The sequence below is a fragment of the Gaetbulibacter sp. S0825 genome (assembly GCF_011777505.1).
In the GTDB taxonomy this organism is placed as follows: domain Bacteria; phylum Bacteroidota; class Bacteroidia; order Flavobacteriales; family Flavobacteriaceae; genus Pontimicrobium.
In genome coordinates this window covers 591,264-616,335 of record NZ_JAATJT010000002.1, presented here as the reverse complement: position 1 = coordinate 616,335, position 25,072 = coordinate 591,264, and the positions used below count along the sequence as shown (strand labels likewise).

Annotated in this window: 22 protein-coding genes; 10 read left to right on the top strand and 12 right to left on the bottom strand. The window is 32.7% G+C overall.

What is annotated here, in order from left to right:
• Window positions 1–2: 2 nt before the first annotated feature.
• The 11 genes from hisG to HB672_RS10450 all read right to left on the bottom strand — a co-directional run bounded on the left by hisG (window position 3) and on the right by HB672_RS10450 (window position 11,893).
• The gene (gene hisG / locus HB672_RS10500; RefSeq protein ID WP_167612095.1) at window positions 3–860 is read right to left on the bottom strand and encodes an ATP phosphoribosyltransferase; all 858 of its coding nucleotides are present in this window, start codon (window positions 858–860) and stop codon (window positions 3–5) included.
• 228 nt (window positions 861–1,088) lie between these two features.
• Window positions 1,089–1,904: a prohibitin family protein gene (locus HB672_RS10495; RefSeq protein ID WP_167612092.1), complete on the bottom strand. Its 816-nt coding sequence runs from the start codon at window positions 1,902–1,904 to the stop codon at window positions 1,089–1,091.
• A gap of 20 nt (window positions 1,905–1,924) precedes the next feature.
• Window positions 1,925–3,955, bottom strand: a complete 2,031-nt coding sequence (locus HB672_RS10490) for a VWA domain-containing protein (protein ID WP_167612090.1) — start codon at window positions 3,953–3,955, stop codon at window positions 1,925–1,927.
• A gap of 7 nt (window positions 3,956–3,962) precedes the next feature.
• Window positions 3,963–4,709 carry a 3-oxoacyl-[acyl-carrier-protein] reductase gene (fabG, locus tag HB672_RS10485; RefSeq protein WP_167612087.1) on the bottom strand — a complete coding sequence of 249 codons (747 nt, stop codon included), beginning with the start codon at window positions 4,707–4,709 and terminating at the stop codon, window positions 3,963–3,965.
• A 117-nt stretch (window positions 4,710–4,826) separates the two neighbouring features.
• The gene (gene sucD / locus HB672_RS10480; protein WP_167612084.1) at window positions 4,827–5,699 is read right to left on the bottom strand and encodes a succinate--CoA ligase subunit alpha; all 873 of its coding nucleotides are present in this window, start codon (window positions 5,697–5,699) and stop codon (window positions 4,827–4,829) included.
• Window positions 5,700–5,803: 104 nt separating this feature from the next.
• Window positions 5,804–6,745 carry a UDP-3-O-(3-hydroxymyristoyl)glucosamine N-acyltransferase gene (locus tag HB672_RS10475; RefSeq protein WP_167612080.1) on the bottom strand — a complete coding sequence of 314 codons (942 nt, stop codon included), beginning with the start codon at window positions 6,743–6,745 and terminating at the stop codon, window positions 5,804–5,806.
• A 14-nt stretch (window positions 6,746–6,759) separates the two neighbouring features.
• Window positions 6,760–7,326 carry an elongation factor P gene (gene efp / locus HB672_RS10470; protein ID WP_167612077.1) on the bottom strand — a complete coding sequence of 189 codons (567 nt, stop codon included), beginning with the start codon at window positions 7,324–7,326 and terminating at the stop codon, window positions 6,760–6,762.
• A gap of 103 nt (window positions 7,327–7,429) precedes the next feature.
• Window positions 7,430–8,215 carry an acyl-ACP--UDP-N-acetylglucosamine O-acyltransferase gene (gene lpxA, locus HB672_RS10465; RefSeq protein ID WP_167612074.1) on the bottom strand — a complete coding sequence of 262 codons (786 nt, stop codon included), beginning with the start codon at window positions 8,213–8,215 and terminating at the stop codon, window positions 7,430–7,432.
• 2 nt (window positions 8,216–8,217) lie between these two features.
• Window positions 8,218–9,624, bottom strand: coding sequence for a bifunctional UDP-3-O-[3-hydroxymyristoyl] N-acetylglucosamine deacetylase/3-hydroxyacyl-ACP dehydratase (locus tag HB672_RS10460; RefSeq protein WP_167612073.1), 1,407 nt, complete (start codon window positions 9,622–9,624; stop codon window positions 8,218–8,220).
• Window positions 9,611–10,639 (bottom strand): UDP-3-O-(3-hydroxymyristoyl)glucosamine N-acyltransferase, encoded by a 1,029-nt coding sequence (gene lpxD, locus HB672_RS10455; protein WP_167612070.1) that lies wholly within the window; start codon window positions 10,637–10,639, stop codon window positions 9,611–9,613. Before lpxD ends, HB672_RS10460 begins: the two co-directional genes overlap by 14 nt.
• Before the next feature lie 24 nt (window positions 10,640–10,663).
• The gene (locus HB672_RS10450; protein ID WP_167612068.1) at window positions 10,664–11,893 is read right to left on the bottom strand and encodes an HD domain-containing protein; all 1,230 of its coding nucleotides are present in this window, start codon (window positions 11,891–11,893) and stop codon (window positions 10,664–10,666) included.
• Window positions 11,894–11,929: 36 nt separating this feature from the next.
• Here HB672_RS10450 and HB672_RS10445 point away from each other — a divergent pair, with 36 nt between their 5' ends.
• From HB672_RS10445 to HB672_RS10420, 6 genes are all read left to right on the top strand, one after another.
• Window positions 11,930–13,480 (top strand): bifunctional response regulator/alkaline phosphatase family protein, encoded by a 1,551-nt coding sequence (locus HB672_RS10445; protein ID WP_167612066.1) that lies wholly within the window; start codon window positions 11,930–11,932, stop codon window positions 13,478–13,480.
• Window positions 13,481–13,606: 126 nt separating this feature from the next.
• Window positions 13,607–14,038 (top strand): tRNA (adenosine(37)-N6)-threonylcarbamoyltransferase complex ATPase subunit type 1 TsaE, encoded by a 432-nt coding sequence (tsaE, locus tag HB672_RS10440; RefSeq protein WP_167612062.1) that lies wholly within the window; start codon window positions 13,607–13,609, stop codon window positions 14,036–14,038.
• A 173-nt stretch (window positions 14,039–14,211) separates the two neighbouring features.
• Window positions 14,212–14,361 (top strand): hypothetical protein, encoded by a 150-nt coding sequence (locus tag HB672_RS10435; protein WP_167612058.1) that lies wholly within the window; start codon window positions 14,212–14,214, stop codon window positions 14,359–14,361.
• The gene (locus HB672_RS10430; protein ID WP_244306603.1) at window positions 14,318–14,848 is read left to right on the top strand and encodes a hypothetical protein; all 531 of its coding nucleotides are present in this window, start codon (window positions 14,318–14,320) and stop codon (window positions 14,846–14,848) included. Before HB672_RS10435 ends, HB672_RS10430 begins: the two co-directional genes overlap by 44 nt.
• 67 nt (window positions 14,849–14,915) lie before the next feature.
• Window positions 14,916–16,115 (top strand): alanine dehydrogenase, encoded by a 1,200-nt coding sequence (locus HB672_RS10425; RefSeq protein WP_167612055.1) that lies wholly within the window; start codon window positions 14,916–14,918, stop codon window positions 16,113–16,115.
• A gap of 8 nt (window positions 16,116–16,123) precedes the next feature.
• Window positions 16,124–16,495, top strand: coding sequence for a hypothetical protein (locus HB672_RS10420; RefSeq protein WP_167612052.1), 372 nt, complete (start codon window positions 16,124–16,126; stop codon window positions 16,493–16,495).
• 56 nt (window positions 16,496–16,551) lie between these two features.
• Here HB672_RS10420 and HB672_RS10415 read toward each other — a convergent pair whose 3' ends face one another.
• Window positions 16,552–19,344 carry a T9SS type A sorting domain-containing protein gene (locus HB672_RS10415; RefSeq protein ID WP_167612049.1) on the bottom strand — a complete coding sequence of 931 codons (2,793 nt, stop codon included), beginning with the start codon at window positions 19,342–19,344 and terminating at the stop codon, window positions 16,552–16,554.
• A gap of 285 nt (window positions 19,345–19,629) precedes the next feature.
• Between HB672_RS10415 and HB672_RS10410 the strand changes: the two genes are divergently transcribed.
• From HB672_RS10410 to HB672_RS10395, 4 genes are read left to right on the top strand one after another with little or no spacing between them, the layout of a single operon-like run.
• Window positions 19,630–20,880: an oligosaccharide flippase family protein gene (locus HB672_RS10410; protein ID WP_167612046.1), complete on the top strand. Its 1,251-nt coding sequence runs from the start codon at window positions 19,630–19,632 to the stop codon at window positions 20,878–20,880.
• The gene (locus HB672_RS10405; protein ID WP_167612042.1) at window positions 20,870–21,970 is read left to right on the top strand and encodes a hypothetical protein; all 1,101 of its coding nucleotides are present in this window, start codon (window positions 20,870–20,872) and stop codon (window positions 21,968–21,970) included. Before HB672_RS10410 ends, HB672_RS10405 begins: the two co-directional genes overlap by 11 nt.
• A 39-nt stretch (window positions 21,971–22,009) precedes the next feature.
• Window positions 22,010–23,911 (top strand): asparagine synthase (glutamine-hydrolyzing), encoded by a 1,902-nt coding sequence (asnB, locus tag HB672_RS10400; protein WP_167612039.1) that lies wholly within the window; start codon window positions 22,010–22,012, stop codon window positions 23,909–23,911.
• Window positions 23,912–23,918: 7 nt separating this feature from the next.
• Window positions 23,919–25,070 (top strand): glycosyltransferase family 4 protein, encoded by a 1,152-nt coding sequence (locus tag HB672_RS10395; protein ID WP_167612036.1) that lies wholly within the window; start codon window positions 23,919–23,921, stop codon window positions 25,068–25,070.
• The last annotated feature ends 2 nt before the right edge of the window (window positions 25,071–25,072 follow it).

Here is a 25,072-nt window from a genome sequence, read left to right as displayed (position 1 = left end):
AACTATATTACCATTTTTTCGATTGGACAAACTAATATCCCTTGGGCTCCTTTAAGTTTCAATTCATCAATAATCTCCCAGAACTGGTTTTTATTAATAACTGTATGCACTGAACTCCATCCTTCTTCGGCTAATGGCAACACTGTTGGGCTTTTCATTCCTGGTAGGATTTTAATGATATCATCTAGTTTATCACTAGGTGCATTTAATAAAACATATTTAGATGCTCTTCCTTTTAAAACGGATTGAATTCTAAACTGGATTTTATTTAAGATATCTTTATTCTCTTTAGAAATCTTTGGAGACACTGCCAAAACAGCTTCAGATTTTAAAATAATCTCTTCTTCTTTTAAGTTGTTTTTGAATAAAGTGCTCCCACTTGAAACAATATCTACGATGGCATCAGCTAGTCCAATGTTGGGGGCAATTTCAACAGAACCATTAATAATATGCAATTCTGCTTTTACATTATTTTTTTTAAGAAATTGGTCAACCGTGTTTGGGTAGGATGTAGCAATACGCTTATTTTTCAAATCTTCAATACTATTATATTTAGTAGATTTTGGAACAGCAATACTAACTCTACACTTTGAAAAACCAAGTTTTTCAACAAACTGTATGTCGTTACCTTTTTCGATCAATACATTCTCTCCAATAATGGCTGCATCTACTACGCCATCTCTAAGGTATTGTGGAATATCTCCATTACGCAGATAAAATACTTCAAGAGGAAACCCATTTGCTGAAGCCTTAAGCTGGTCTTTACCATTATCAATAGAAATGCCAATGTCTTTAAGAAGCCTCATTGAGTCTTCGTTTAATCTTCCTGATTTTTGAACTGCAATTTTTAATTTACTCATTTTGTTTTTCTTGTGTTTGAGTAAATCTTTTAAGGTAGTATTTCGATATATTGAAATAAAAAACCGTTTGATTTACTCAAACGGTTTTAAAATATTTTGGTTTTATTCAATACATTTTCAACTCGCTTGAGCGAAGATATGAAAATGATGATGATGTAATTGAATAAAATTCATTTTGTTTTTGTCTATGCAAATATTGTGAATTAAAATTATGAATTCCAAATATTTTTAATTATTTCCTAAAATAAGCGGCAAACCATCATCTGAAGAACCAATTACTACAACTTTACTATTTGGAGATTCAGCTAATTTTATAGTTGCTTCAATACCCTTGTCTTGAAGAATTTTATCAGTTAATGAGGCACTTAAAATACGGTTTGCATCTGCCTTACCTTGCGCTTCAATAATTACTTTTTCAGCTTCTTTTGCAGCAGTTACTAATCTAAATTCATACTCAAGAGATTCTTGTTCTTGCTTTAATTTACGCTCAATAGCATCTTTAATTGTTGGAGGCAAAGTTACATCTCTTACTAACACCTCATTTAATTGAACATATTGTTTGTCAAGTATTTTCTTGGTTTCTTCATAAATCTCAACTTGGATAGCATCACGCTTAGTAGAATATAAATCGTCTGGCGTATAACGTCCAATTACACTTCTAGCCGCACTACGAATGGCAGGTTGAATAACACGTTGCAAATAATTTTGACCAAGAGATTGGTGCAAATTACCTAATTCCCCATAAACAGGCTCATACCATGCTGATGCATCAATTTGAATTTCTAATCCGTTTGAAGATAATACTTTCATTTTTTCAAAAAGCTCTTGTTGACGTACTTCGTAAACAAAAACTTTGTTCCAAGGTGCAACAATATGAAATCCCTCTCCCATTGGTGGTTCATCAACTACAACACCATCTCCAAAGGTTTTAAAAAGCACTCCTGCCTCTCCAGATTCAATTGTTACAGCTGATTTAGCAAAGAGGATAATAAGGACAATAAGTCCAATAATGATTGGTAACCCAATCTTTGGTAATTTTTCCATGTTATTTTTTATTAATATTGTTAAATAAGTCCGTTGTATTTTCTTAAAAACCACTCGATAGATAGACTTAAAATAATAAGCCCCAAGAGATATTTAAAGTCAATCAAAGGTACAACATTTTTATTGCTTTTTTGAACAGTTACAAATCTTGAGTCATTTATCAAGTCATCAATTATAGAAGTGGTGTCATCAATCAAGTAGCTACTGCCATTACTGCTGTTGGCTAACCGTTCAAGTTTTGATACATTGGCATTTAAAAATTGTTTTTCTACATTGTAATCGAGTATTTTAGTACGACCCGAAGAAGTTACTTCTCCTCGATTTGCTCTAACAGTAAAATCATAATCACCTGAAGGGAAATCGTTTAAATTAACCTCATAAGTGTTTTGTTGCAAAACAAATGGGATAACTGTTGTTTTATTTGTTTCTATATTCTTAATCACCATCTCTAAGGAGGCAGCAGCATCAAATTCGTAATTTTTATTAAAAAACTGAGCTGTTATTTTTATGTTATCACTTCCATTATAGAAAGGTTCATAATTTATGTTTAGTCTGTTTCGACGCTTATTAGAAGCTGTATATTGCATGATTTTTCCAATAAAATCATCAAATTGATTAAAAGAATTTGTGTCTAGATAACTTTGAGAACGCCAACGCCAAATGCCTTCTCCAAATAGCATCACACCTCTTTGGCCAACATTTTCGTAAGTAGCCATTAGTGTTTCTTCTATTATATTATTATTAATACTCTTGAACAATAATGCTTCTATAGGAATATTAAATTCTACATCACCAAATTCAGATTCTAATGGTGGTAAATTATCAAAGGCTAACTCACCAGGCAGAAAAGTATTGAAATTATCATTGAAAATAGCTTGAAAACTTTCCTCTTGATTAGTGATTTTTTGCTGAAAAACATTCTGAATACTATTCAAGAACGCCCAATCGGTATTTATTCCTGTAATGATAAATCTATTCTTTCCTTCTACATCTAAAGACTCAAAAACAGTTTTAAAGCTACTATTTGGTTGATATAGAATCACCATTTGATAGTCTTCCTTATTACTAATGTAATCCATGGGGGAAACAATAAAAGCAGTACGTTGCTCATTACTTTCTATTGCTTTTTTTAATGTTCCAATATCTGGATGCGATATAGAAGTGACAATAGCAACATTAGTTTTTTGGTCGATAACCTCTAAAGCAAATGGCTTGGAATTGTTTACAATATTCTTTTCGGTTGATAAAGGAGATAAAGACGCTACATAACTGTTAACACCAACCTTATCTGAAGGTAAAGTTATATTTAGAGTTTGGGAATTATTAGTTTTTGAAAACTGCAAACTGGTTGAATACAGCGTTGTATTCCCATTTTTAATAGTAAATGTCGAGTTTACCGGAGTATTACCATTATACACGGCAATAACTTCAACTGGAAATTTATTTTTTAAGTAAGCATACTTATTAACGTTGAGTTGTTGGATTTTTAAATCGGAATACGTTATCGTATCACCTAGAATAACAGAAAAGATAGGCTGTTTGTATTGCTTTGAAGAAAACTCAAAATCTCTCCCAAAAGTCTGATTACCATCACTAATTAGTACTGTTGGTGAGTTAGACTCTTTATAAATTTGTTGTAAATTACTAAATACAGATGTGTAATTTGTTTGTGATTGATTGAAATTTAGCGAATCTAATTTTTGGAAATCCGACCCAAAACTATAAATATCAAGATTAAATTTATCGTTTAACTCTTTACTATTCTTGATAGAAGCTAGTAATTCATTTACATTTTTATCCTGTTCTAGATGTTTGACCGACTCTGAATCATCAACAACAACTACAAGATTAGGCTTTTCATTATATAACGCAACTTTTTCGAACTTTGGGTTAATTATTAATAATAAGACACTAAAGATTGTAATAAACCTTAAAAATGAAAATATTGGATTTAACTTTCGTTTTTTAGATTTATATATATACTGAAACAGCGCTAATAAAAGCGCTGTTATTCCAGCTAAGATTATATATAAAAGTGTATTTCCTGACATTTATAAATTAAGTCAACATTCCTCCGTCAACATGTAATGTTTGTCCTGTTACATAAGCTGATAAATCGCTCGCTAAAAACACACATGCATTTGCAATATCTTCAGGTGTTCCTCCTCGTTTTAAAGGAATTGCTGCTCGCCAACCTTTTACCGTTTCTTCATCTAATTTTGCAGTCATTTCAGTTTCTATAAAACCAGGAGCAATCACATTACTTCTAATATTTCTAGAACCTAATTCTAATGCTACAGATTTTGAAAATCCAATAATACCAGCTTTAGATGCTGCATAATTAGTTTGTCCAGCATTTCCTTTTACACCAACTACAGAACTCATGTTTATTATTGAACCTTTACGTTGTTTCAACATAGTGCGCTGAACAGCTTTGGTCATGTTAAAAACAGATTTTAGATTAACTTCAATCACTTTGTCAAAATCTTCCTCACCCATTCTCATTAGTAAATTATCCTTTGTGATTCCTGCATTATTAACTAGAATATCAATGCTTCCAAATTCTTTAAGAACTTCATCTGCTAATTCTTGAGATTCATTGAAACTAGCGGCATTACTTTTATAACCTCTTGCCTTTACGCCTAAAGCGTTTAATTCTTTTTCCAGTTCTTGCGCAGCTTCAGCTGATGAACTATATGTAAATGCTACATTTGCACCTTGTTCTGCAAATACTTGTGCAATTCCTTTCCCTATTCCTCTACTTGCGCCAGTAATAATTGCTGTCTTGCCTTCTAATAATTTCATGGTTTAATTAATGGTTTATAGTTATTCAAATATAGTAATTACAAGTTGCACCTAATAAAAAAACCTCACAAAATCTTGTGAGGTTTTTAACAGAACATCAACGTTCATTTCTATTTTTTAAGCCATTACTTCGGCTACTTTTTTACCAATTTCTGCTGGAGAATCGACTACATGAATTCCACAGTTTCTCATGATTTTCTTTTTAGCTTGTGCAGTATCATCACTTCCTCCAACAATTGCACCAGCGTGTCCCATAGTACGTCCAGCAGGTGCAGTTTCACCAGCAATAAAACCAATAACTGGCTTTTTGCTTCCGCTTTCTTTATACCACTGCGCTGCATCACCTTCTAATTGTCCTCCAATTTCCCCTATCATTACCACACATTCAGTTTCTGGGTCGTTGATAAGCATTTCAACAGCTTCCTTGGTAGTTGTTCCAATAATTGGGTCACCACCAATACCAATAGCTGTTGTAATTCCAAGGCCTTGCTTTACAACTTGGTCAGCAGCCTCATATGTCAATGTTCCAGATTTTGAAACAATACCAACAGTTCCTTTTTTAAACACAAAACCAGGCATAATACCTACTTTAGCTTCACCAGGAGTAATAACACCAGGGCAATTAGGTCCAACTAAACGACAGTTTCTGTCCTTTATGTAATCTGAAGCTTTAATCATATCTGCAACTGGAATCCCTTCTGTAATAGTAATAATTACTTTAATTCCAGCATCAGCAGCTTCCATAATCGCATCGGCTGCAAAAGCTGGCGGTACAAAAATAATTGTTGTATCTGCTTGAACTTGCTTAACAGCTTCTTCAACAGTATTAAAAACTGGTCTGCCTAAATGTGTTTGACCACCTTTGCCAGGAGTAACACCTCCAACTACATTAGTTCCATATTCAATCATTTGTGAAGCATGAAAAGTTCCTTCACTTCCTGTAAATCCTTGAACAATAATTTTTGAATCTTTATTTACTAAAACGCTCATTTGTGTTTTGTTTATTTATTTAATTTAAGACGTGGCAAAAGTAATTTTTTGTAACTATATTTTAAAGTGTTTTGGGCTTTAATTTTTGCAAAATCTGAATCTGGTTAAGCTTTTATATTTTTAAGCTTTTCGATAATCTCTGGAATTTTCTTAACATAAGCCATTTCTTTAAATTTGTCCCTAGCTTCTGATGCAGGAGAGCCAAAGTAAATCTTATTCTCATCTGTAGAATGCCCTAATCCAGATTGCGCATATAATACAGTTCCTTTTGCTATAACAATTCCACTTTTCACTCCTACTTGACCCCAAATAGTTACATTATCTTCTACAATAACACAGCCAGCAATACCAGTTTGTGAAGCTATCAAGCATTTTTCTCCAATGATAGTATCATGCCCAATTTGTATTTGATTATCTAGTTTAGAGCCTTTTCCTATTTTTGTGTCGGCTGTAACTCCTCTGTCTATAGTGCAGGCTGCACCTATATCAACAAAATCTTCGATTACAACACGACCTCCAGATATTAGCCTATCGTAACCCTCAGGCCTATTTTTGTAATAAAAGGCATTTGCTCCTAAAACTGTTCCGGAATGTATTGTCACATTATTTCCTATAACTGTATCATCATAAATACTAACATTAGAGTGTATGGTGCAATTATCACCAATAATCACGTTGTTTCCGATGAAGCAATTAGGTTGAATAATAGTATCAATCCCAATTTTTGCACTTTCTGAGACAGAGCTATTTGAAGGTTTAAAAGGTTTGAAATGTTTTGTTAACTTATTGAAATCTCTAAATGGATCGTCTGAAATTAAAAGTGCTTTTCCTTTAGGGCAGTCTACATCTTTGTTAATTAAAACAATCGTTGCATTAGATTGTAGTGCTTTATCATAATATTTTGGATGGTCTACAAAAACAATATCTCCAGGTGTTACAACATGAATTTCATTCATTCCTAAAACTGGAAAATCATCAGCACCTACATAATTACAATCAATAATTGATGCAATTTCTTTTAACGAATACTCCTTTGGAAATTTCATGTGTGGGGGAAAACTTATTCTTTAATTCGCTCTTTGTATGTACCTTTATCTGTCTCTACTTTAATTTTATCTCCCTCATTAATAAATAACGGCACATTTACAGTAGCGCCAGTTTCTACAGTAGCAGGTTTTGTGGCATTTGTTGCTGTGTTTCCTTTAACTCCAGGTTCTGTAGCTGTAACTTCTAAAATGACACTTGCTGGCATTTCTACAGACAGAGGCATGTTGTCTTCTGTATTAATAAGTATTGTTACTACTTCACCTTCTTTCATAAGTTCTGGACGGTCTAAGGCAGCTTCCAGTAATCTAATTTGAGTATAATCAGCCTCATTCATGAAGTGATAAAACTCACCATCATGGTATAGAAATTGAAATTTATGCGTCTCAACCCTTACATCGTCAATTTTATGACCAGCAGAAAACGTGTTATCCAATACCTTTCCTGTTGTTACACTTTTAAGTTTTGTACGAACAAAAGCGGGGCCTTTACCAGGTTTTACATGTAAGAATTCAATGATTTTATATATATCGTGATTATATCTAATGCATAATCCATTTCTAATATCTGAAGTACTTGCCATAATATTGTTTAGTTGTTGAATCGTTTAATTGTTGAGTTGTTTTACTAAACTTTTACGTTTATCTCAACAATAGAATATATATATATTTATTATTTTTTTAGAATCAATTTGATTTAAAATACCCCTTCATTATTCCACGATGTGAATTCTTAATAAACTGAAGAATTTCATCACGTTCAGGTGTTGCCTCCATTTCAGCTTCTATTATTTCTGAAGCTTGTGTGTTATTATAACTTTGCTGATATAGAATACGATAAATATTTTGTATTTCTCTAATCTTATCAGCAGAAAATCCTCGACGACGTAACCCAACCGAATTAATTCCTACATAAGATAAAGGCTCTCTAGCAGCCTTAACAAATGGTGGAACATCTTTTCTAACCAAAGAACCTCCAGTTACAAAAGCATGATTACCAATAGAGCAAAACTGATGAACAGCTGTCATTCCTGCTAAAACTACATAATCACCTACAGTGATATGGCCTGCTAAAGTGCTGTTATTTGAAAAAATACAATTGTTACCAACAATACAATCATGAGCGATGTGGCAATATGCCATTATGAGGCAGTTATTACCAATAACAGTTTTCATTTTATCTGTAGTTCCTCGATTTATTGTAACACACTCTCTAATAGTTACGTTATCTCCAATCTCTACTGTAGTATCCTCATCATTATATTTTAAGTCTTGCGGAACTGCTGAAATAACTGCTCCTGGAAAAATACTGCAGTTTTTTCCAATGCGAGCACCTTCCATAATCGTTACATTAGATCCTATCCAAGTTCCTTCACCAATTATAACATTGTTGTGAATGGTTGTAAAGGGTTCAATGACAACATTCTTAGCTATCTTTGCGCCAGGATGTACGTAGGCAAGTGGTTGGTTCATAATTATTTAACTTTAGTTATTTGAGCCATTAATTCAGCTTCTGCGCAGAGTTTTCCATTTGCATAAGCATAGCCTTGCATATGACAAATACCTCTTCTAATTGGTGTTATTAACGAGCATTTAAAAATAAGCGTATCTCCAGGAACAACTTTTTGCTTAAACTTAACATTATCCATTTTCATAAAAAATGTCAAGTAATTCTCAGGGTCTGGTACTGTACTCAATACAAGAATACCTCCTGTTTGAGCCATGGCTTCAACTATTAAGACTCCAGGCATTACAGGGGCTCCAGGAAAATGACCTGCGAAAAAACCTTCATTCATAGTCACATTTTTTGTGCCTATAACATGAGATTTTGATAATTCGAAAACCTTATCTAATAATAAAAATGGTTGCCTATGGGGTAGCATATTCATTATTTGGTTCACATCCATTAATGGTTCTTGGTTTAAATCGATATCAGGAACATTATTTCTCTTTTCAATCTTAATAATTTTTGACATTTTTTTTGCAAACTGAGTGTTTACATAATGTCCTGGCTTATTTGCAATTACTTTTCCTTTAATTCTAGTCCCGATTAAAGCTAAATCGCCTATGACATCCAGTAACTTATGTCTTGCTGCTTCATTAGGGTGATGCAATGTTAAATTATCTAATATACCATTAGGCTTAACTGAAATATTATCTTTTCCAAAGGCCTCCTTTAAACGCTCCATAGTATCTGGCGATAATTCTTTATCTACATAAACAATTGCGTTATTTAGGTCTCCTCCTTTTATCAATCCATTTTCTAGCAACATTTCAATCTCATGTAAAAAACTAAATGTTCTAGAATCGGAAATATCTTTTTTAAAGTTAGAAATATTCTGCAATGTCGCATTTTGAGTTCCAAGGACCTTAGTGCCAAAATCTACCATTGTAGTTACTTGATAAGATGGTGCTGGAATGACTGTGATTTCACTACCAGATTCTTCATCAATATAAGAGATGACTTCTTTTACAACATATTCTTCAATGTAGGCATCTTGCTCTAAAGTCTCAGCGGATTCAAGAGCTTCGACAAAAAACTTAGAAGAACCATCCATTATTGGAGGTTCTGAAGCATCGAGTTCAATAATCACATTATCTATCTGCAATCCTACCAATGCAGCTAATACGTGTTCACAAGTTTGAATTGTTACTCCGTTTTTTTCTAAACAGGTTCCACGCTGCGTATTAGTTACATAATTAGCGTCAGCTTTTATTACTGGGCTTCCTTCTAAATCAATTCGCTTAAATGTATACCCATTATTGGCTTCAGCTGGCTTAAAAGTTAATGTTACATTTTTTCCAGTATGTAGACCAACTCCAGCAAGCGAAACTTCTTTTGCTATAGTCTTTTGCTTAATTTCTGTACTAATTACTGTCATTTATTTTCTTTTCTAGATCGTTAATACCTTTTACAATTTTTGGCAAATTTTTAAAATACACGTAAGATTTATTATAATCCCCATAAGTTAATGCTGGTGAACCTTGTAATACTTCGTTATCTTTTACATTTCTACCTATTCCAGATTGTGCTTGTACTTTTACATTATTACCAATAGTAATATGACCAACTATACCTACTTGCCCTCCTATTTGGCAATTTTCGCCAATTTTTGTTGATCCTGCAATACCAGTTTGCGCTGCTATTACAGTATTTTTTCCAATCTCAACATTGTGAGCTATTTGTATTTGATTATCTAATTTTACACCTCTTCTAATAACAGTAGATCCAAGAGTAGCTCTGTCTATAGTTGTCGCTGCACCTACGTCTACATAATCTTCTAATATGACATTACCAGTTTGAGGTACTTTGTTATATTCGCCTTTTTCGTTAGGTGCAAAGCCAAAGCCATCAGCACCAATAATTGCTCCTGAATTAATTACACAATGATTGCCGATAACGGTTTCGGAGTATACTTTAGCTCCAGCAAACAAAACAACATTATCGCCAATAACTACATTATCACCAATATAACACCCAGGGAAAACTTTAACATTATCGCCAATTACAACATTATCACCTACATACGAAAAAGCACCTATATAAATAGCATCACCATACTTTGCAGAGTCAGAGATAAAACTAGGCTGTTCTACTCCAAACTTGTTCAACTTTACTTGATTATAATATTCTAATAGCTTTGAAAATGCCTTGTAAGCATCATCTACCTTAATTAGAGTAGTTGTAATTGCTGTTTCTGGCACAAAATCTTTATTTACAATGGTAACTGAAGCCTTTGTGTCGTAAATAAAATGAGTGTATTTTGGATTCGCTAAAAAAGTTAGAGTCCCTTCGGTTCCTTCTTCTATTTTGGCAAGTTTAGAAACTTTAACGTCAGGGTTGCCAACGATATCGCCTTCTAAAATTCCGGCTATTTGTGATGCGGTAAATTTCATTGTCGCAAAAGTATAAAAAATGTACTAAAGTTTAGTCTTTGGAAAGCATATATAATACTTGGTAACAGGTTTTGCCAATGCTTTCAAGTTTAAATAATCCGATGCCTTAGCAACTTCAACCACTTTACCCGATTTATAGAGGATGCTTATTTGCTGGGAATCCCGTTGATACGCTTGGTTTGATATTTCGCCTTTAAACACAAAATATTCAGCTTCAGCAGAACTAATATTATAAGTCTTTTTAAGATTACCTATATGCTTATTCAAGTTTTCTTCTTTAATCCTTTTATTCTTTATTTTTATTTTCAATAATTCTCTATTAATAATCATTTCGCATAAGTTACTAAGCACAAAATCTTCGTGGTTTTGCCATTCTTTTAAAGCTGAAATGATATCATAGTCGTCTAATTTTGAGAATATCTCTAAGCTTTCAGCAGTAAAAGAGTCTTTATTAATATCATTATTCAAAAAGTACAACAATGCCTTACTCGCAGATAAATTTATACCAGTTTTAGTTAACTCGTTTGCTCGTTTTAGAACCCTAATCAATAATTGTTCGGCGACCAATCCTGTTTTGTGTAAGTACACTTGCCAATACATTAATCGCCTTGCTGTTAAGAATTTTTCAATGCTATAAATACCTTTTTCTTCAACTACTAAAGTATCGTCTATAACATTTAGCATAGTAATTAACCGCTCACTATTCACATTACCTTCGGCTACTCCTGTATAAAAACTATCACGTTTTAAATAATCGGCTCTATCCATGTCTAATTGACTAGAAACTAGCTGATATAAGAACCTTCTTGGATGATCGCCATTAAATATTTGTATAGCAAGCGTTAAACTTCCGTTAAATTCTTCATTCAACTTTTCCATAAAAAGTATCGAAATTTCCTCATGAGAAATACCATTAACAATACTATGCTCCATGGCATGACTAAATGGACCATGACCAATATCGTGCAAAAGTATGGCAATTAATAAGGCGTTTTCTTCATCATTTGAAATTGTAACTCCTTTAAAACGAAGTATTCTAATTGCTTTCTGCATTAAATGCATACTTCCAAGTGCATGATGAAATCGCGTATGATGCGCACCTGGATAAACTAAATACGACAACCCCATTTGTGTAATTCGACGTAAGCGCTGAAAATATTTATGCTCAATTAATTCGAAAATTAAAGAATTAGGAATAGTAATAAATCCGTAAATTGGGTCGTTAAATATCTTGAGTTTGTTCTTCGTGTTCAAACTTGTTTTAATTAAAAGTTATACAAATATAATTATATGAGCAACATAAACATCCTTTGGGTTGATGATGAAATAGATTTACTTAAGCCACACATCCTATTTTTAGAAAAGAAAAATTATAATGTTACTACTTGCCAAAGTGGTACTGAAGCCATTGAGGTTATTGAAGATAAGAATTTTGATATCGTTTTTCTTGATGAAAACATGCCTGGACTCACAGGTTTGGAAACCTTAGCCGAAATCAAAGAAAAGCGTGCTAACATTCCTGTGGTAATGATTACCAAAAGTGAGGAGGAGTATATTATGGAGGAAGCTATTGGAAGTAAGATTGCAGATTATTTAATTAAACCAGTTAATCCAAACCAAATTCTTTTGAGTTTAAAAAAGAATTTAGACCACACACGTTTAGTCTCCGAAAAAACGACTTCTAACTACCAGCAAGAGTTTAGGAAAATTGCTATGGACCTATCTATGGTCAATACCTATGAAGAATGGGCCTCACTATACCAAAAACTTATTTATTGGGAAATGGAGTTGGAAAATATTGATGATCCAGCTATGTTCGAGATTTTAGAATCGCAAAAAAGTGAAGCCAATGCGCAGTTTGGAAAATTTATCGATAAAAATTATGCAAATTGGTTTGGTAGTTCCGACGCTCCAACAATGTCGCATAATCTTTTTAGAGAAAAAGTAGTTCCAGAATTGAGCAAAGAGCAACCTACTCTATTTATTGTTATTGATAATTTAAGATACGATCAATGGAAGGCTTTTGAACCTATAATTCAAACGTATTACAAAAAGGAATATGAGAAACCATATTATAGCATATTGCCAACAGCAACCCAATACGCAAGAAATGCTATTTTTTCTGGATTGATGCCTAGCGATATGGAACGATTACACCCAAATTATTGGAAAAACGATACTGATGAAGGCGGCAAAAATATGTTTGAAAACGAATTTCTTCAAGCACAATTGAAGCGTTTAGGACTAGGGCATTTAAAATGTGAATACACAAAAATCACAAATTTAAAATCTGGAAAAAAATTGGTTGATAATTTTAAGTCTAAAAAGGATAACGACTTAACGGTTGTCGTATATAACTTTGTAGATATGCTTTCGCACTCAAAAACCGAAATGGAAGTTGTAAAAGAATTAGCATCAAACGATAAAGCTTACAGATCCTTAACGGTAAGCTGGTTTAAAAACTCTCCCCTATTAGAAATGATTCAACAAGCGCAACAAATGGGCTTTAAATTAATAATCACCACAGATCATGGTACCATAAATGTAAAAAACCCTTCTAAAGTTATTGGAGATCGAGACACAAGTTTAAACCTGCGCTACAAAACTGGTCGTAGTTTAACGTATGAAGACAAAGAGGTATATGCAGCCACTAATCCAAAGGACATACATTTACCAAGCCTATCCATGAGTAGCTCCTTTATTTTTGCAAAAGGAGATTTCTTTTTCGCATACCCTAATAACTACAACCATTACGTAAGCTATTATCGTAATACATATCAACATGGTGGGGTATCATTAGAAGAAGTTATCATTCCATTTGCAGTATTGAATCCTCGTTAAAATGAATCACTAATTTTACCTAAAACCATATATCAACATAGGACAAAACGCAAAAAACATCGATGAAATACTCATTTCTGTTGTTTTTTTGCTATATTAGCCCTATAATTGCATAAAAATTTGCAATTGAAAAAGGTATTTGACATACAATCTATTGATGAGGTAGCCAAGGAGCTACTTGCCAATGTTAAACATAAAACCATATTGTTTTATGGCGACATGGGAGCAGGTAAAACAACACTTATAAGTGCGCTAGTAAAAGCTCTTGGCGGATTAGACGATGTTTCTAGTCCAACATTTTCAATAGTAAATGAATATGAAGTGACAAATGACAAAGTATATCATTTCGATTTTTATAGAATTGACAATGTTACAGAAGTATTAGACATTGGTATTGAAGATTATTTTTATTCAGGACATTGGATTTTTATAGAATGGCCAGAAAAAATAGAAGAAATTCTGCCGTTAGAAGCAGATATTTCTTACATAAAAATGAATAAAGATGGATCCCGAACGCTTGAATTAGGTGTTTTTGGAGAAAATTTAAAAATAAATTAAAAAAATATTGTAAAAAAATAGCACTTACACCCCAAATAAGAATCACGATATTACGGTTTTTCCGTAGCTCGTAACCCGCATGAATAAAGGGTTTTAACATTTTATTAACACTTTTAGAAGGTAATGTATTTTATCTTTGTAGTATTAATTAATTAATTAAATCCCTTGAAATTATGAAAACTAAAAAGTATTTATTAGCTATCGCTATTTTTGGAGGTGTATTGTTTACTGCGGAAGCAACTAATTTATTAGATTTAAATGAGCAATTCACAACAAAAATTGACAAGACAAAAATCAAAATCCCTGGGCAAGGACCAAGGTAATAAGAAGGAATTAATAATAGGAAGTTTAATAGCAACCTTTATTGCAATTACTCCTTATTTATTTACGTTATGGGAAAGTGTTCCAACTGATCAAGTTTGGGACACTTTTCTATTTACATATGATAGTGTTTACTATGAATCTGCTCAAGTTATGGTTTGGACATTATTAGGGAAACTAATTCCACTTTTATTATTATTAATTTGGATGTTTACGTGTCGTCATTGGTGGTATCATGCTATTATTGTTCCAATTGCTATGTATATTTATCAAATTATAACTTTATTAAATGACGATTTACAATTTGCTGAAGAAAATCAAATTTTATATTTATTGCCTGTAATGGCTATAATTATTCCTTCAATATACTTGTTAAGAGCTCGAATGTTTAATAAAATAAACGAAGCCAATAAAACCCTTGAAGAACTAGAGGAAGAGTTTAAAATAAGCGGTAAAGGCTTTTGGGGTAAGTTTTCGGATTATTTTTAACATAATAGCAGCTTACAAATTAGAATTATAAAATTTATTTGTAATTTGGTTATTCAATAACCAAACTATGAGTAAATCTCTCTCTCCTTTTACTAAGGAACAACTTCTACCACAAGAAGAAACACTAGAAGTTTTAAAACGTAAAGGCAAACTGTTTATTGGTATTCCAAAAGAAACTTCATTTCAAGAAAAACGTGTATGTTTAACACCAGATGCAGTATCTGCATTAGTAAATAATGGGCATCGTGTATTATTGGAATCTGGAGCTGGTGAAGGCGCTAAATTTAAAGATAAAGACTATAGCGAAGCAGGTGCAGAAATCACCAAAGACACGTCCAAAGTATTTTCTTGTCCAATTTTATTAAAAGTAGAGCCTCCTACCCTTGACGAGATTAAGCTTATTAATCCACAAACCATACTCATTTCAGCATTACAACTAAAGACACAAAACAAAACGTATTTTGAAGCTTTAGCTAAAAAAAGAATTACTGCCATAGGATTTGAATTTATTAGAGATGAAGATGGTGCTTATCCAGCTGTAAGTCAATTAAGTGAAATTGCAGGAACTGCTTCCGTATTAATAGCCTCTGAATTATTATCCAACGTAAACAATGGTAATGGATTGCTATTTGGTAATATAAGTGGTGTCCCTCCTACCGAAATTGTTATTATTGGTGCAGGCACTGTTGGAGAATTTGCTGTAAGATCTGCATTAGGGCTTGGAGCCAATGTCAAAGTTTTTGACAACTCTATTTCAAAATTAAGAACTTTGCAAAGCCGTTTTGGAACAGCCATTTATACATCTACTATGCAACCAAAAAACTTATTAAAAGCTTTAAAACGCTGTGATGTTGCTATAGGTGCTGTACGTGGAAAAAACAGGTCGCCTATTTTAGTAAGTGAAACTATGGTGGAAAGTATGAAAATTGGTGCAGTAATCATTGATGTTAGTATAGATATGGGAGGGTGTTTTGAAACCAGTGAAATTACAAGACATGATAAACCTACATTTATTAAACATGGTGTTATTCATTATTGTGTACCAAATATTCCTGCAAGATACTCGCGAACTGCCTCAGTGTCAATAAGTAATATTTTCACACCTTACCTTTTAAAAATTGCAGATGATGGTGGTATAGAAAATGCCCTTCGTTTTGACCGTGGATTGAAAAATGGTTTGTATTTTTACCACGGAATTTTGACAAATAAATCTGTTGCAGATTGGTTTGACCTAGATTATAGCGATGCCAATCTTCTAATTTTTTAAAAACTTTTATGAAACTTATTCAGCGTGTTGGCTACTATCTTGGTGGTTTCGCAATTGGGTTAATTTTTTTGGCTTTTTTTTTAAGCGGAAAAAGAGCATCCTGTAGTTATAGCCCTAACGCAAGGGTTTTAAAAAACATTGGCATAAAGCCCTTGAAGTATTCTGATGAAGCTTTATCCTATATGAACGAAAAGACTCTAGACACTTCAACAATCAATACAGTTTTAAGAAAGGGAAATGTGAATTTTTCTTTAAGTAATACGTCATTAGATTCATGCAAAGTCTATGTAATTGAGGAAGATGTAGAAGATGTAGAAATTCTGCTTACAGTAGAAAACTGTGATAGTTTAGCTACGTTAAAAAACATTCGTATAAAATAAAACACTCAACAATACTACTAATATGTTGAGTGCTTTACGAACTAAAAAATCCCTATTTAATTAAAGATAATCTTTTTTGTAGTGCTTTGCTCTAACTCTTCAAGCGTTACAAAATATAATCCTGTATTGAATCGAGAAATATTTATTTGCTTCTGAAACATCGATCCATTATTATCATTAATAGTTTCAAAATGAATTAGCTTTCCAATAGCATCATGTATGTAAATGTTGGAATTATTACTTAAGCCTCCTAAAAATATTTTTAATAATCCATCACTTGTTGGATTTGGAAATACTTCAAAATGATAACTTGGGTCAGTTTCCTCCTCATCATCTTCACATTCAATTACAGTTACTTGTACGTCGTCACTAGCTGATGCAAATTGTGTTGAAACAACGACAGTATAAACCGTATCTGTAGTTGGAGACACTTCTATTATTCTAGTAGTTTCTCCTGTGCTCCACAAATACTCATCACCTCCTGAAGCTGTTAACGTAGCTGTATCACCATTACAAATTATTTGGTCTTTACCTGCATTAGCATTCACAACATTTTCTACTGTTACCCTCACTTGAGCAACATCTGAACAATTGTTGGTATATCCTGTTACATAATAATCTGTTGTTTGCTGCGGACTAACAGCAATATTGGGTTGTGTAGCTCCGTTGCTCCATAAATAGGTATCGGCTCCAGTTGCTGAAAGCGTTACATATTCACCAAGATTTATGGTTTCATCATTACCCGCATCAACATCTGGTATTTCATTTACATAAACGGTCACGTCGTCTGTTCCAGTTGAGATTGGATTGGAAACCTCCACAGTATATGTAGTAGTAATATTTGGGTTCACCCTTATTGTTGCAGTGGTTTCGCCTGTACTCCATAAATAAGTATCGCCACCAGAAGCTGTTAAAGTTGCTGTTTCACCATCACAAATGGTTTTATCTGCACCTGCATTAGCATCAACAGTTCCAATAACAGTAACCTTAACTTCATCATAAGCAGTACAACCATTAGTTTCGGTTACTTCTACACTATAGGTGGTTGTAACTGTTGGGGTTACTGTAATGCTAGACGTAGTTTCTCCTGTACTCCAAAGCACGTCACCCACTCCAACAACTGTTAGAGTAGTGCTTTCGCCAAGATAGATGTCCACGTCATTACCAGCGTTTATCGTTTGCCTGGGTTTGACTGTTACAGTGACCTCGTCGGTACTGGAACAGCTATTCTGTGTGACAATGACGGAATAATTTGTGGTGCTATTTGGACTTATTGTTATAGTTGGTGTGGTCGCTCCGTTACTCCATAAATAGGAATCTCCTCCAGAAGCAGTTAACGTAGCGTCTTCGCCTTCACATATTTCTATATCTACTCCAGCGTTTGCTACAGGAATAGAACTTACATTTACAATAACACTATCGGTACTTGTGTCACCATTTGAAGCTGTTCCTGTTACTGTAAAGGTAGTAGTCTCATAGAGTGTTACTGTGATACTTGCTGTAGTTTCGCCAGTGCTCCACAAGTAACTTTGAGCTCCTGTTGCAGTTAAAGTAGTGGTGTCTCCATCACAAATATCTTGATCTGCACCAGCATTTACATTATTAGAGCCTCCTCCACCCATTGATTTATGCCTGAAATCTGCAATATAAGTTTGAACAGGTGGTGCATTATTATTCCAATCGCTAGCATATAATACTCTACTTCCTGATGGTGATGGAACTGCATGAGGTTGGTTTTCATAATCACCCCAACTACCTCTTATACTTACAATTCTTTCTACTCTATCTCCACTTGAACTAACGCCTACAATTTCATCATAGTAAGGCCCCCAACTTGGTGAGTCAGACATTTGTGTAAAAACCCACCCCTCTCTTTGAATTGACCTTGCTGAACCATGACTACCATAGCCTCCTTGAGTTAATACTGTAACTTCCCCATCAGACATTCTGCGTCTAATAATTCTACCATCATCAGGATTAGATTTAGAATTACCTATAACATATTCTACGCCTTCAAATAAGGTTACATCATAATGACTCGGTCTACCATAACTACTCCATAATGGTCCCGTTTGATTACCTGTAGACATCACATATATTTTAGTAACATCATTACTACCACTATATGTCCCATTAACTACTATGTAAGTACCTAAAGGAGATGTTGTAGAATAATCAATATCGCTCCATCCTGTTAAATCTACGTCTGGAAATTTAGTTTGAGTAGCTATATTAACTCCAAATGCAACTTGTTGTCCATCAGAATTTCTTGTTGCAAACATACCAAGTACATTTCCATCCATCGAGTAATTACCTGTATATCCTAATGACGTATTAGAATACCCATTTATATCTATTAATTTTGTTAGTGCTTCAGTTGAATAACTCCAAGAATAAATGCCATCATCTCTAAGTATTAAAAATAAGTCAGGATTTGTTGAATGCCATCTATGTTCATTACCACCAGGTACATTAGCTTGCTTAATCACTTCATATGTTTCTCCATCTAAAAATAAACTAGGGCCACCTATATGTCTATCAAGATATAGAATAGATTCATCTGCATTCCAGGGCTGTCTTGCAGAGTAACCGTGTCTGGCTATGTTCTGCCATGAGCCACCAACATTTGGAATACTAGTTCCTACATCACCAGTAATTCTGGTTATTTTGGTATCAAATAATGGATCAGTAACTGATTGTAAATAATTTGGTTTATTTAACGCTGGTGGGACTCCATAATTATTTAAACTTGTATCTAAATCATAATTCTGGGCTAAAGCAGTTAGACCAGCAAAATAAAAGATACAGGTAAAAATTAATGCCGAAATAGCAGGTTTAATGTTTTTCATCTTCTAATAATTTGGGGCTGTTTCGGTAAACATAGACAAATAATTAAAGGTTAAATAACCTTCACTAATTTAATCGATAAATTACATCTTTAAAGTAGGTTTTTACTTACTAATATTGTTAGTTGGTAGATGTTACTTACCTTTTTGTCGATGTTTTTACTTTCAACATTGTTTAGAGATATGTACGATAAAAAATAGGTTTTGGATTTTTTAGCTAAGAAAAAAATATTTACTAATCGTTTTTAGAGCAAAAATGCGTTAATTTATCCTCCCTAAAAATTGAGTTTGGACTTAAAAAAACATTTTTCACTAATTGAGAATTTTATATCGTATTTCCTTTTTAAGGCAATAGATGCGGTAATACCCTTAATTATTATTCCATATTTACTAAATGTTGTGTCTGAAAAGAATTATGGGATTTATGCCTTTGCATTTTCTTTAATTTTTTATTTTCAAAATATTATTCAATTTGGGTTCGATTTATCAGCTGTAAGGGATATTGCTTTGATAAGGGATGATAAAAGTAAATTAGCCAAAGTGTATAATGACACATTAACTGCTCAATTCTATTTATTTCTTGGCTCTATTGTTGTTCTGGCTGTTTTGCTATTAGCTGTTCCTGATCTTCGTGAACATTATATTATTTACTGCTTTTTTGTTATTCTACTTTTTGGTGAGTTATTATTCCCTATGTGGTTCTTTTTAGGGATGGAAAAAATGCGTTTTATTACGATAGTAAATGTTATATCAAAATCGATGTTTGCCTTATTTTGCTTTACACTTATTAAAACTGAATCACAGTTTATATATATTGCCCTTTATCACTCAATGGGGTTTTTAATTGCTGGATTGATTGCTCAAATATTTCTTTACAAGAAATTTGGTATAGTATTTAAGCTTTCAAAATTTCATGATGTAAAGCAAACACTTAAGGATTCTTGGAGTTCCTTTTTAACTATGGCCTCTCCTACCATTTATTATAATACGTCTATCTTTTTGGTTGGGTCACATTGGCCAAAGAGGTTTGCTGGTGTAATGGAAATTGGAACTAAAGTATCTGGAGCCTTTGGTGTTATTAATACAATTATGACTAATGTTTTATATCCTTTTTTGAATAGAAACAAAAACGCAATGTATATAACACGATATATTTTCGTTTTTATGGGCATTATATTATCGTTAATCATGTTTTTCCTATCAGGTTTTTTGTTAGAATTATGGTTAGGTCTAAGTGAAAATACTTTAGAAATTGAGCAAGCAGTAAAATATTTAAGTCCTGCACCTTTTTTAGCTTCAGTAATTTCTGCTTTTGGTGTTAATGGGTTAATGATTTATAAGAAAGATAAACTCTATTCTAAAATTATAGTATTTGGTTCAGTTTGCGGATTAGTAACTGGACTAATACTCATACCGACTTATAATTATATTGGTGGTGCAATTACAATTATTACTGCTTTAAGTGTAAAAGCAGTATTTTCGTTTATATTTTGCACAAAAGTGATTAAAGAAAACAAACATATATCTCATGAAATTTAGCCATTACATTTGGGCCATATATTTAATAGTATTCCCTTTTTATATGTTTGCAGAGGGTAATCCGCAATTAGCAGATTTGTTTGGTGCACTATTAATTATTGTAAATATTAAATCCATTCTTACTAGTATTAGCGCCAATAGATATACCAAATATTTATTTCTTTTTGTTGTTTACACCTTTATTGTAAACACAATTTTAATGTTAATGATTGGTGATATAAAAATACTTAAAAACAGTGTGTTTTATCTGTATAGTTTTTTTATGATGTTATTTATTTTTAATAGACTTAAAGACATCTCTTTTTTAGAAATAACATTCAAAGCACTTTCAGTTTCACTAATAGTGCAAACGCTTTTATTTCCATTTATTAAAGATCAAGGCGTCAGGACTCAAATGTTTTTTAACAATCCTAACCAACTAGCTCTTTGGGGCTTATGTTTATTAGCCATTATCTATGTTTTAACTCGTTTGCTTAACAAAAAAACGCCATCTACGGTTGTTTTATTGGCACTTTGCACTTTGTTTATATTAATTTCAGCATCACGAGCAGCGCTTGGTGGTGCCATAATTTTCTGGATTTTTTTTATAATAAAATCCAGAAAGAATCTAATGATTTTTGCTGCAGCCTCAGTTATTGCTTTTATCGTAATTGATTTCAATTATGATTTGAATTTAGAAAATTTTGCTGCCCTAGAATATAATATGGACAGGTTTTCTAATAATACTATTTCGGGTAATCAAGGTATTGGTACGAGAGGTTTTCAGCGTATTGGTAAAAACCCCCAGCATTTACTTTTTGGTGCTGGTGAAGGTGCTTATGAGCGTTTTAACGAAACCATAGAATTACATTCTATATTTGCAAATATTCTATTCTGTTATGGAATTATTGGATTGTTTTTATACTTAGGTGCATTTAAATCATTTGCAACAAAACTTTCTAGAGAAACAATGGCAGTCATCTTTCCAGTGCTTTTATTTGCAGCTGTACATATGACATTACGTTTGCCATTATTTTGGATAGCTCTATTATTTGTTCTTTATTTACATGAAGAAAAAATCCGAACAAATAATTTTTTAAGTACTGATTAGTAGCGAATTAGTTAAATTTATTAAAATTATATTAAACCTATGTGCGGAATAAATGGCGTTATTCATTCTTCTCTCGTTGATAATCAAAGCTTAAAAGAACAGTTAGGCTCTATGAATGATTTAATTTTTCATAGAGGTCCTGATGAAGATGGTATATATACAGATAGTAGTGATAATGCATCTGTCGGTATGGCTATGCGTCGTTTGTCAATTATCGATTTAACTACTGGAAAACAACCAATGCATACAGCCAACAATAGTATTTCTATTGTCTTTAACGGCGAAATTTATAACTACCAAAAATTAAAAGCTCAATTAGAAGCAAAAGGTGTCACTTTTAATACAACTAGTGATACTGAGGTGATTTTAAAATTGTATGAACAAGAAGGACCTAGTGGGTTTAAAAAACTAGATGGTATGTTTGCGTTTAGCATTCATGATAAAATAAAAAACAAGGTTTTTATAACACGTGATTTTTTTGGTGAAAAACCTCTATACTATACAAAAACAAATGATAGTTTTATATACGCTTCAGAACTGAAATCGTTAGTAAAACAACTTTCTAAAAAACCTGAAATTTCAACAACTGGCTTAAATTTATATTTTAGACTTACTTATATTCCTGCACCTTACACTATTTATGAAGATGTATTCAAGCTAAAGGCTAATCATTACATTGAATATGATTTAGAATTAAAAAGCTTGAAAATAGAAGAAATTAGCCAAGTAAATAAACTTGATAATAAGCACATTTCATTTGATGAAGCTAAAAAAAATGTTAATGCACTTGTAAGAGAAAGTGTTGAAAGTAGATCCATTTCCGATGTACCAATTGGTACGTTTTTATCTGGTGGTGTGGATTCATCTGTTGTCTCATTATGTTTGTCACAAATGAGTGATAAAAAAATTGACACCTTTTCTATTGGTTTTGAAAAAGCTGAATTTGATGAAACAGATAAATCTCAAGTAGTTGCTAAACTTATTAATAGTAATCATCATGAGTTCATTATCAATGAAAAAGATTTAGAGCATAATGTTGATGAAATTCTTTTAAATTTTGATGAGCCTTTTGCAGATTCATCTGCCTTACCAACATATTTAGTATCCAATAAAACTAGAGAGTTTGTAAAAGTAGCTTTAACTGGTGATGGTGGCGACGAAGTTTTCGCAGGTTATAATAAACACTACATGGGTAAGTTAAACAGAAGGTACACTTCAGTTGTCCCGAAATTTGCACACAATGGTATTCAAGGTATCGCTTCAAAACTTCTAAAAACTAGTGATGACAAGCGTGGTAAACGATTTAAAATAAATCGCTTATTAAAAGCCATTGATTATAGTGGTGAGTTTTATTGGAATATTATTTCATTAGCTTTTACAGATAAAGAAAAAGAAAGTTTATTTCTCCCTCATATGCATCAGTCTTCTATTTTTGAATCTTACAAAAAAGACACTGGAATTGCAGCTCCAAAGACAATAACAGATTTTCGTGAAATAGATAGACATACAAGTCTTGAAGGTGACATGCTCGTTAAAGTTGACAGAACAAGTATGCTCAATTCTTTAGAGTGTCGAGCACCTTTTTTAAATAAATCTATTTGGGAATACACGAATAGCTTACCTGAAGATTATTTAATGAAAGGATGGAGTAAAAAACACATACTAAAAGAAGCATTTAAAGACGAATTTCCAACAGATTTTCTTGAAAAATCAAAACAAGGATTTGGAGTTCCTGTTGGCGATTGGCTACGTGCTTCTCTTAGAAAAGAATTAGAAAGTTATATTGAACCAAAATTTGTAACCTCTCAAAATATTTTTCAGTCAAACACTATTATTCCTTTAGTGAAAAATCATCTTTCTGGTAAAGAAGATAATACCATGCGAGTTTGGACATATTACTGTTTCCAAAAATGGTATTTAAATACTTACAGCGTAATTTAATTTACAAATGAAAAAAATATTACGCATAACTACTGTACCTATTTCTTTAAGAAATTTGCTTAAAGGACAGCCGAAATTCATGAGTCAATATTATGAAGTTGTTGGTATCACTAGTTCAGGAGAGGAGATTAAAGACGTAGTTAATGATGAAGGCATAAGAGTGATTGAAGTAGAAATGACTCGCACCATTTCTCCAATAAAGGATTTAGTTTCCTTATGGAAATTATACAAGGTTATAAAAAAGGAAAAACCATTTATTGTACACTCACATACCCCAAAAGCTGGAACATTGGGCATGATGGCGGCAAAACTTGCAGGTGTACCTAATAGGTTGCACACCATAGCAGGACTACCATTATTGGTAGCAACTGGAGCAAAAAGAAAACTACTCGATTTTGTAGAAAAAATCACCTATGCTTGTGCAACAAAAATTTATCCAAATTCATTAGGATTAAAAGACATTATCATCCAAAATGGTTATACAAAGCCAAGTAAACTAAAAGTAATTGCTAATGGGAGCTCCAATGGTATTGATGTCAATCATTTTTCTGTTGAAAATATATCAGAAGAAACAAAGACAACATTAAGAGAAGAACTAAATATTATTGAAGATGACACTGTTTTTGTTTTTGTTGGTCGTTTAGTTACAGATAAAGGTATTAATGAATTGATTAGTGCTTTCAAAAAACTATCTGCAGACCATCAAAATATCAAATTACTATTAGTAGGAACTTTTGAAAGTGAATTAGACCCATTACAGGATAGCACTTTAAATGAAATCGAAAGCAACAATAACATTATCAATGTTGGTTGGCAAACAGATGTTCGTCCGTATTTTGCCATATCTAATGTTTTAGCATTTCCTAGTTATAGAGAAGGATTTCCAAATGTTGTGATGCAAGCTGGAGCTATGGAATTACCAAGTATAGTAACCAATATTAATGGTTGTAATGAAATAATTAAAGAGGGTGTAAATGGTTTAATCATTCCACCAAAAGATGAAAATGAACTATATTTAGCAATGCTAAATATCATAGAAAACCCAAGTAAGCAGAAAGAACTAGCTAATGCTTCAAGGAAAATGATTTGTGATAATTACCAACGCCAAGTAATTTGGGAAGCACTTTTACAAGAATACAGAGACCTAGAAAACAACTAATT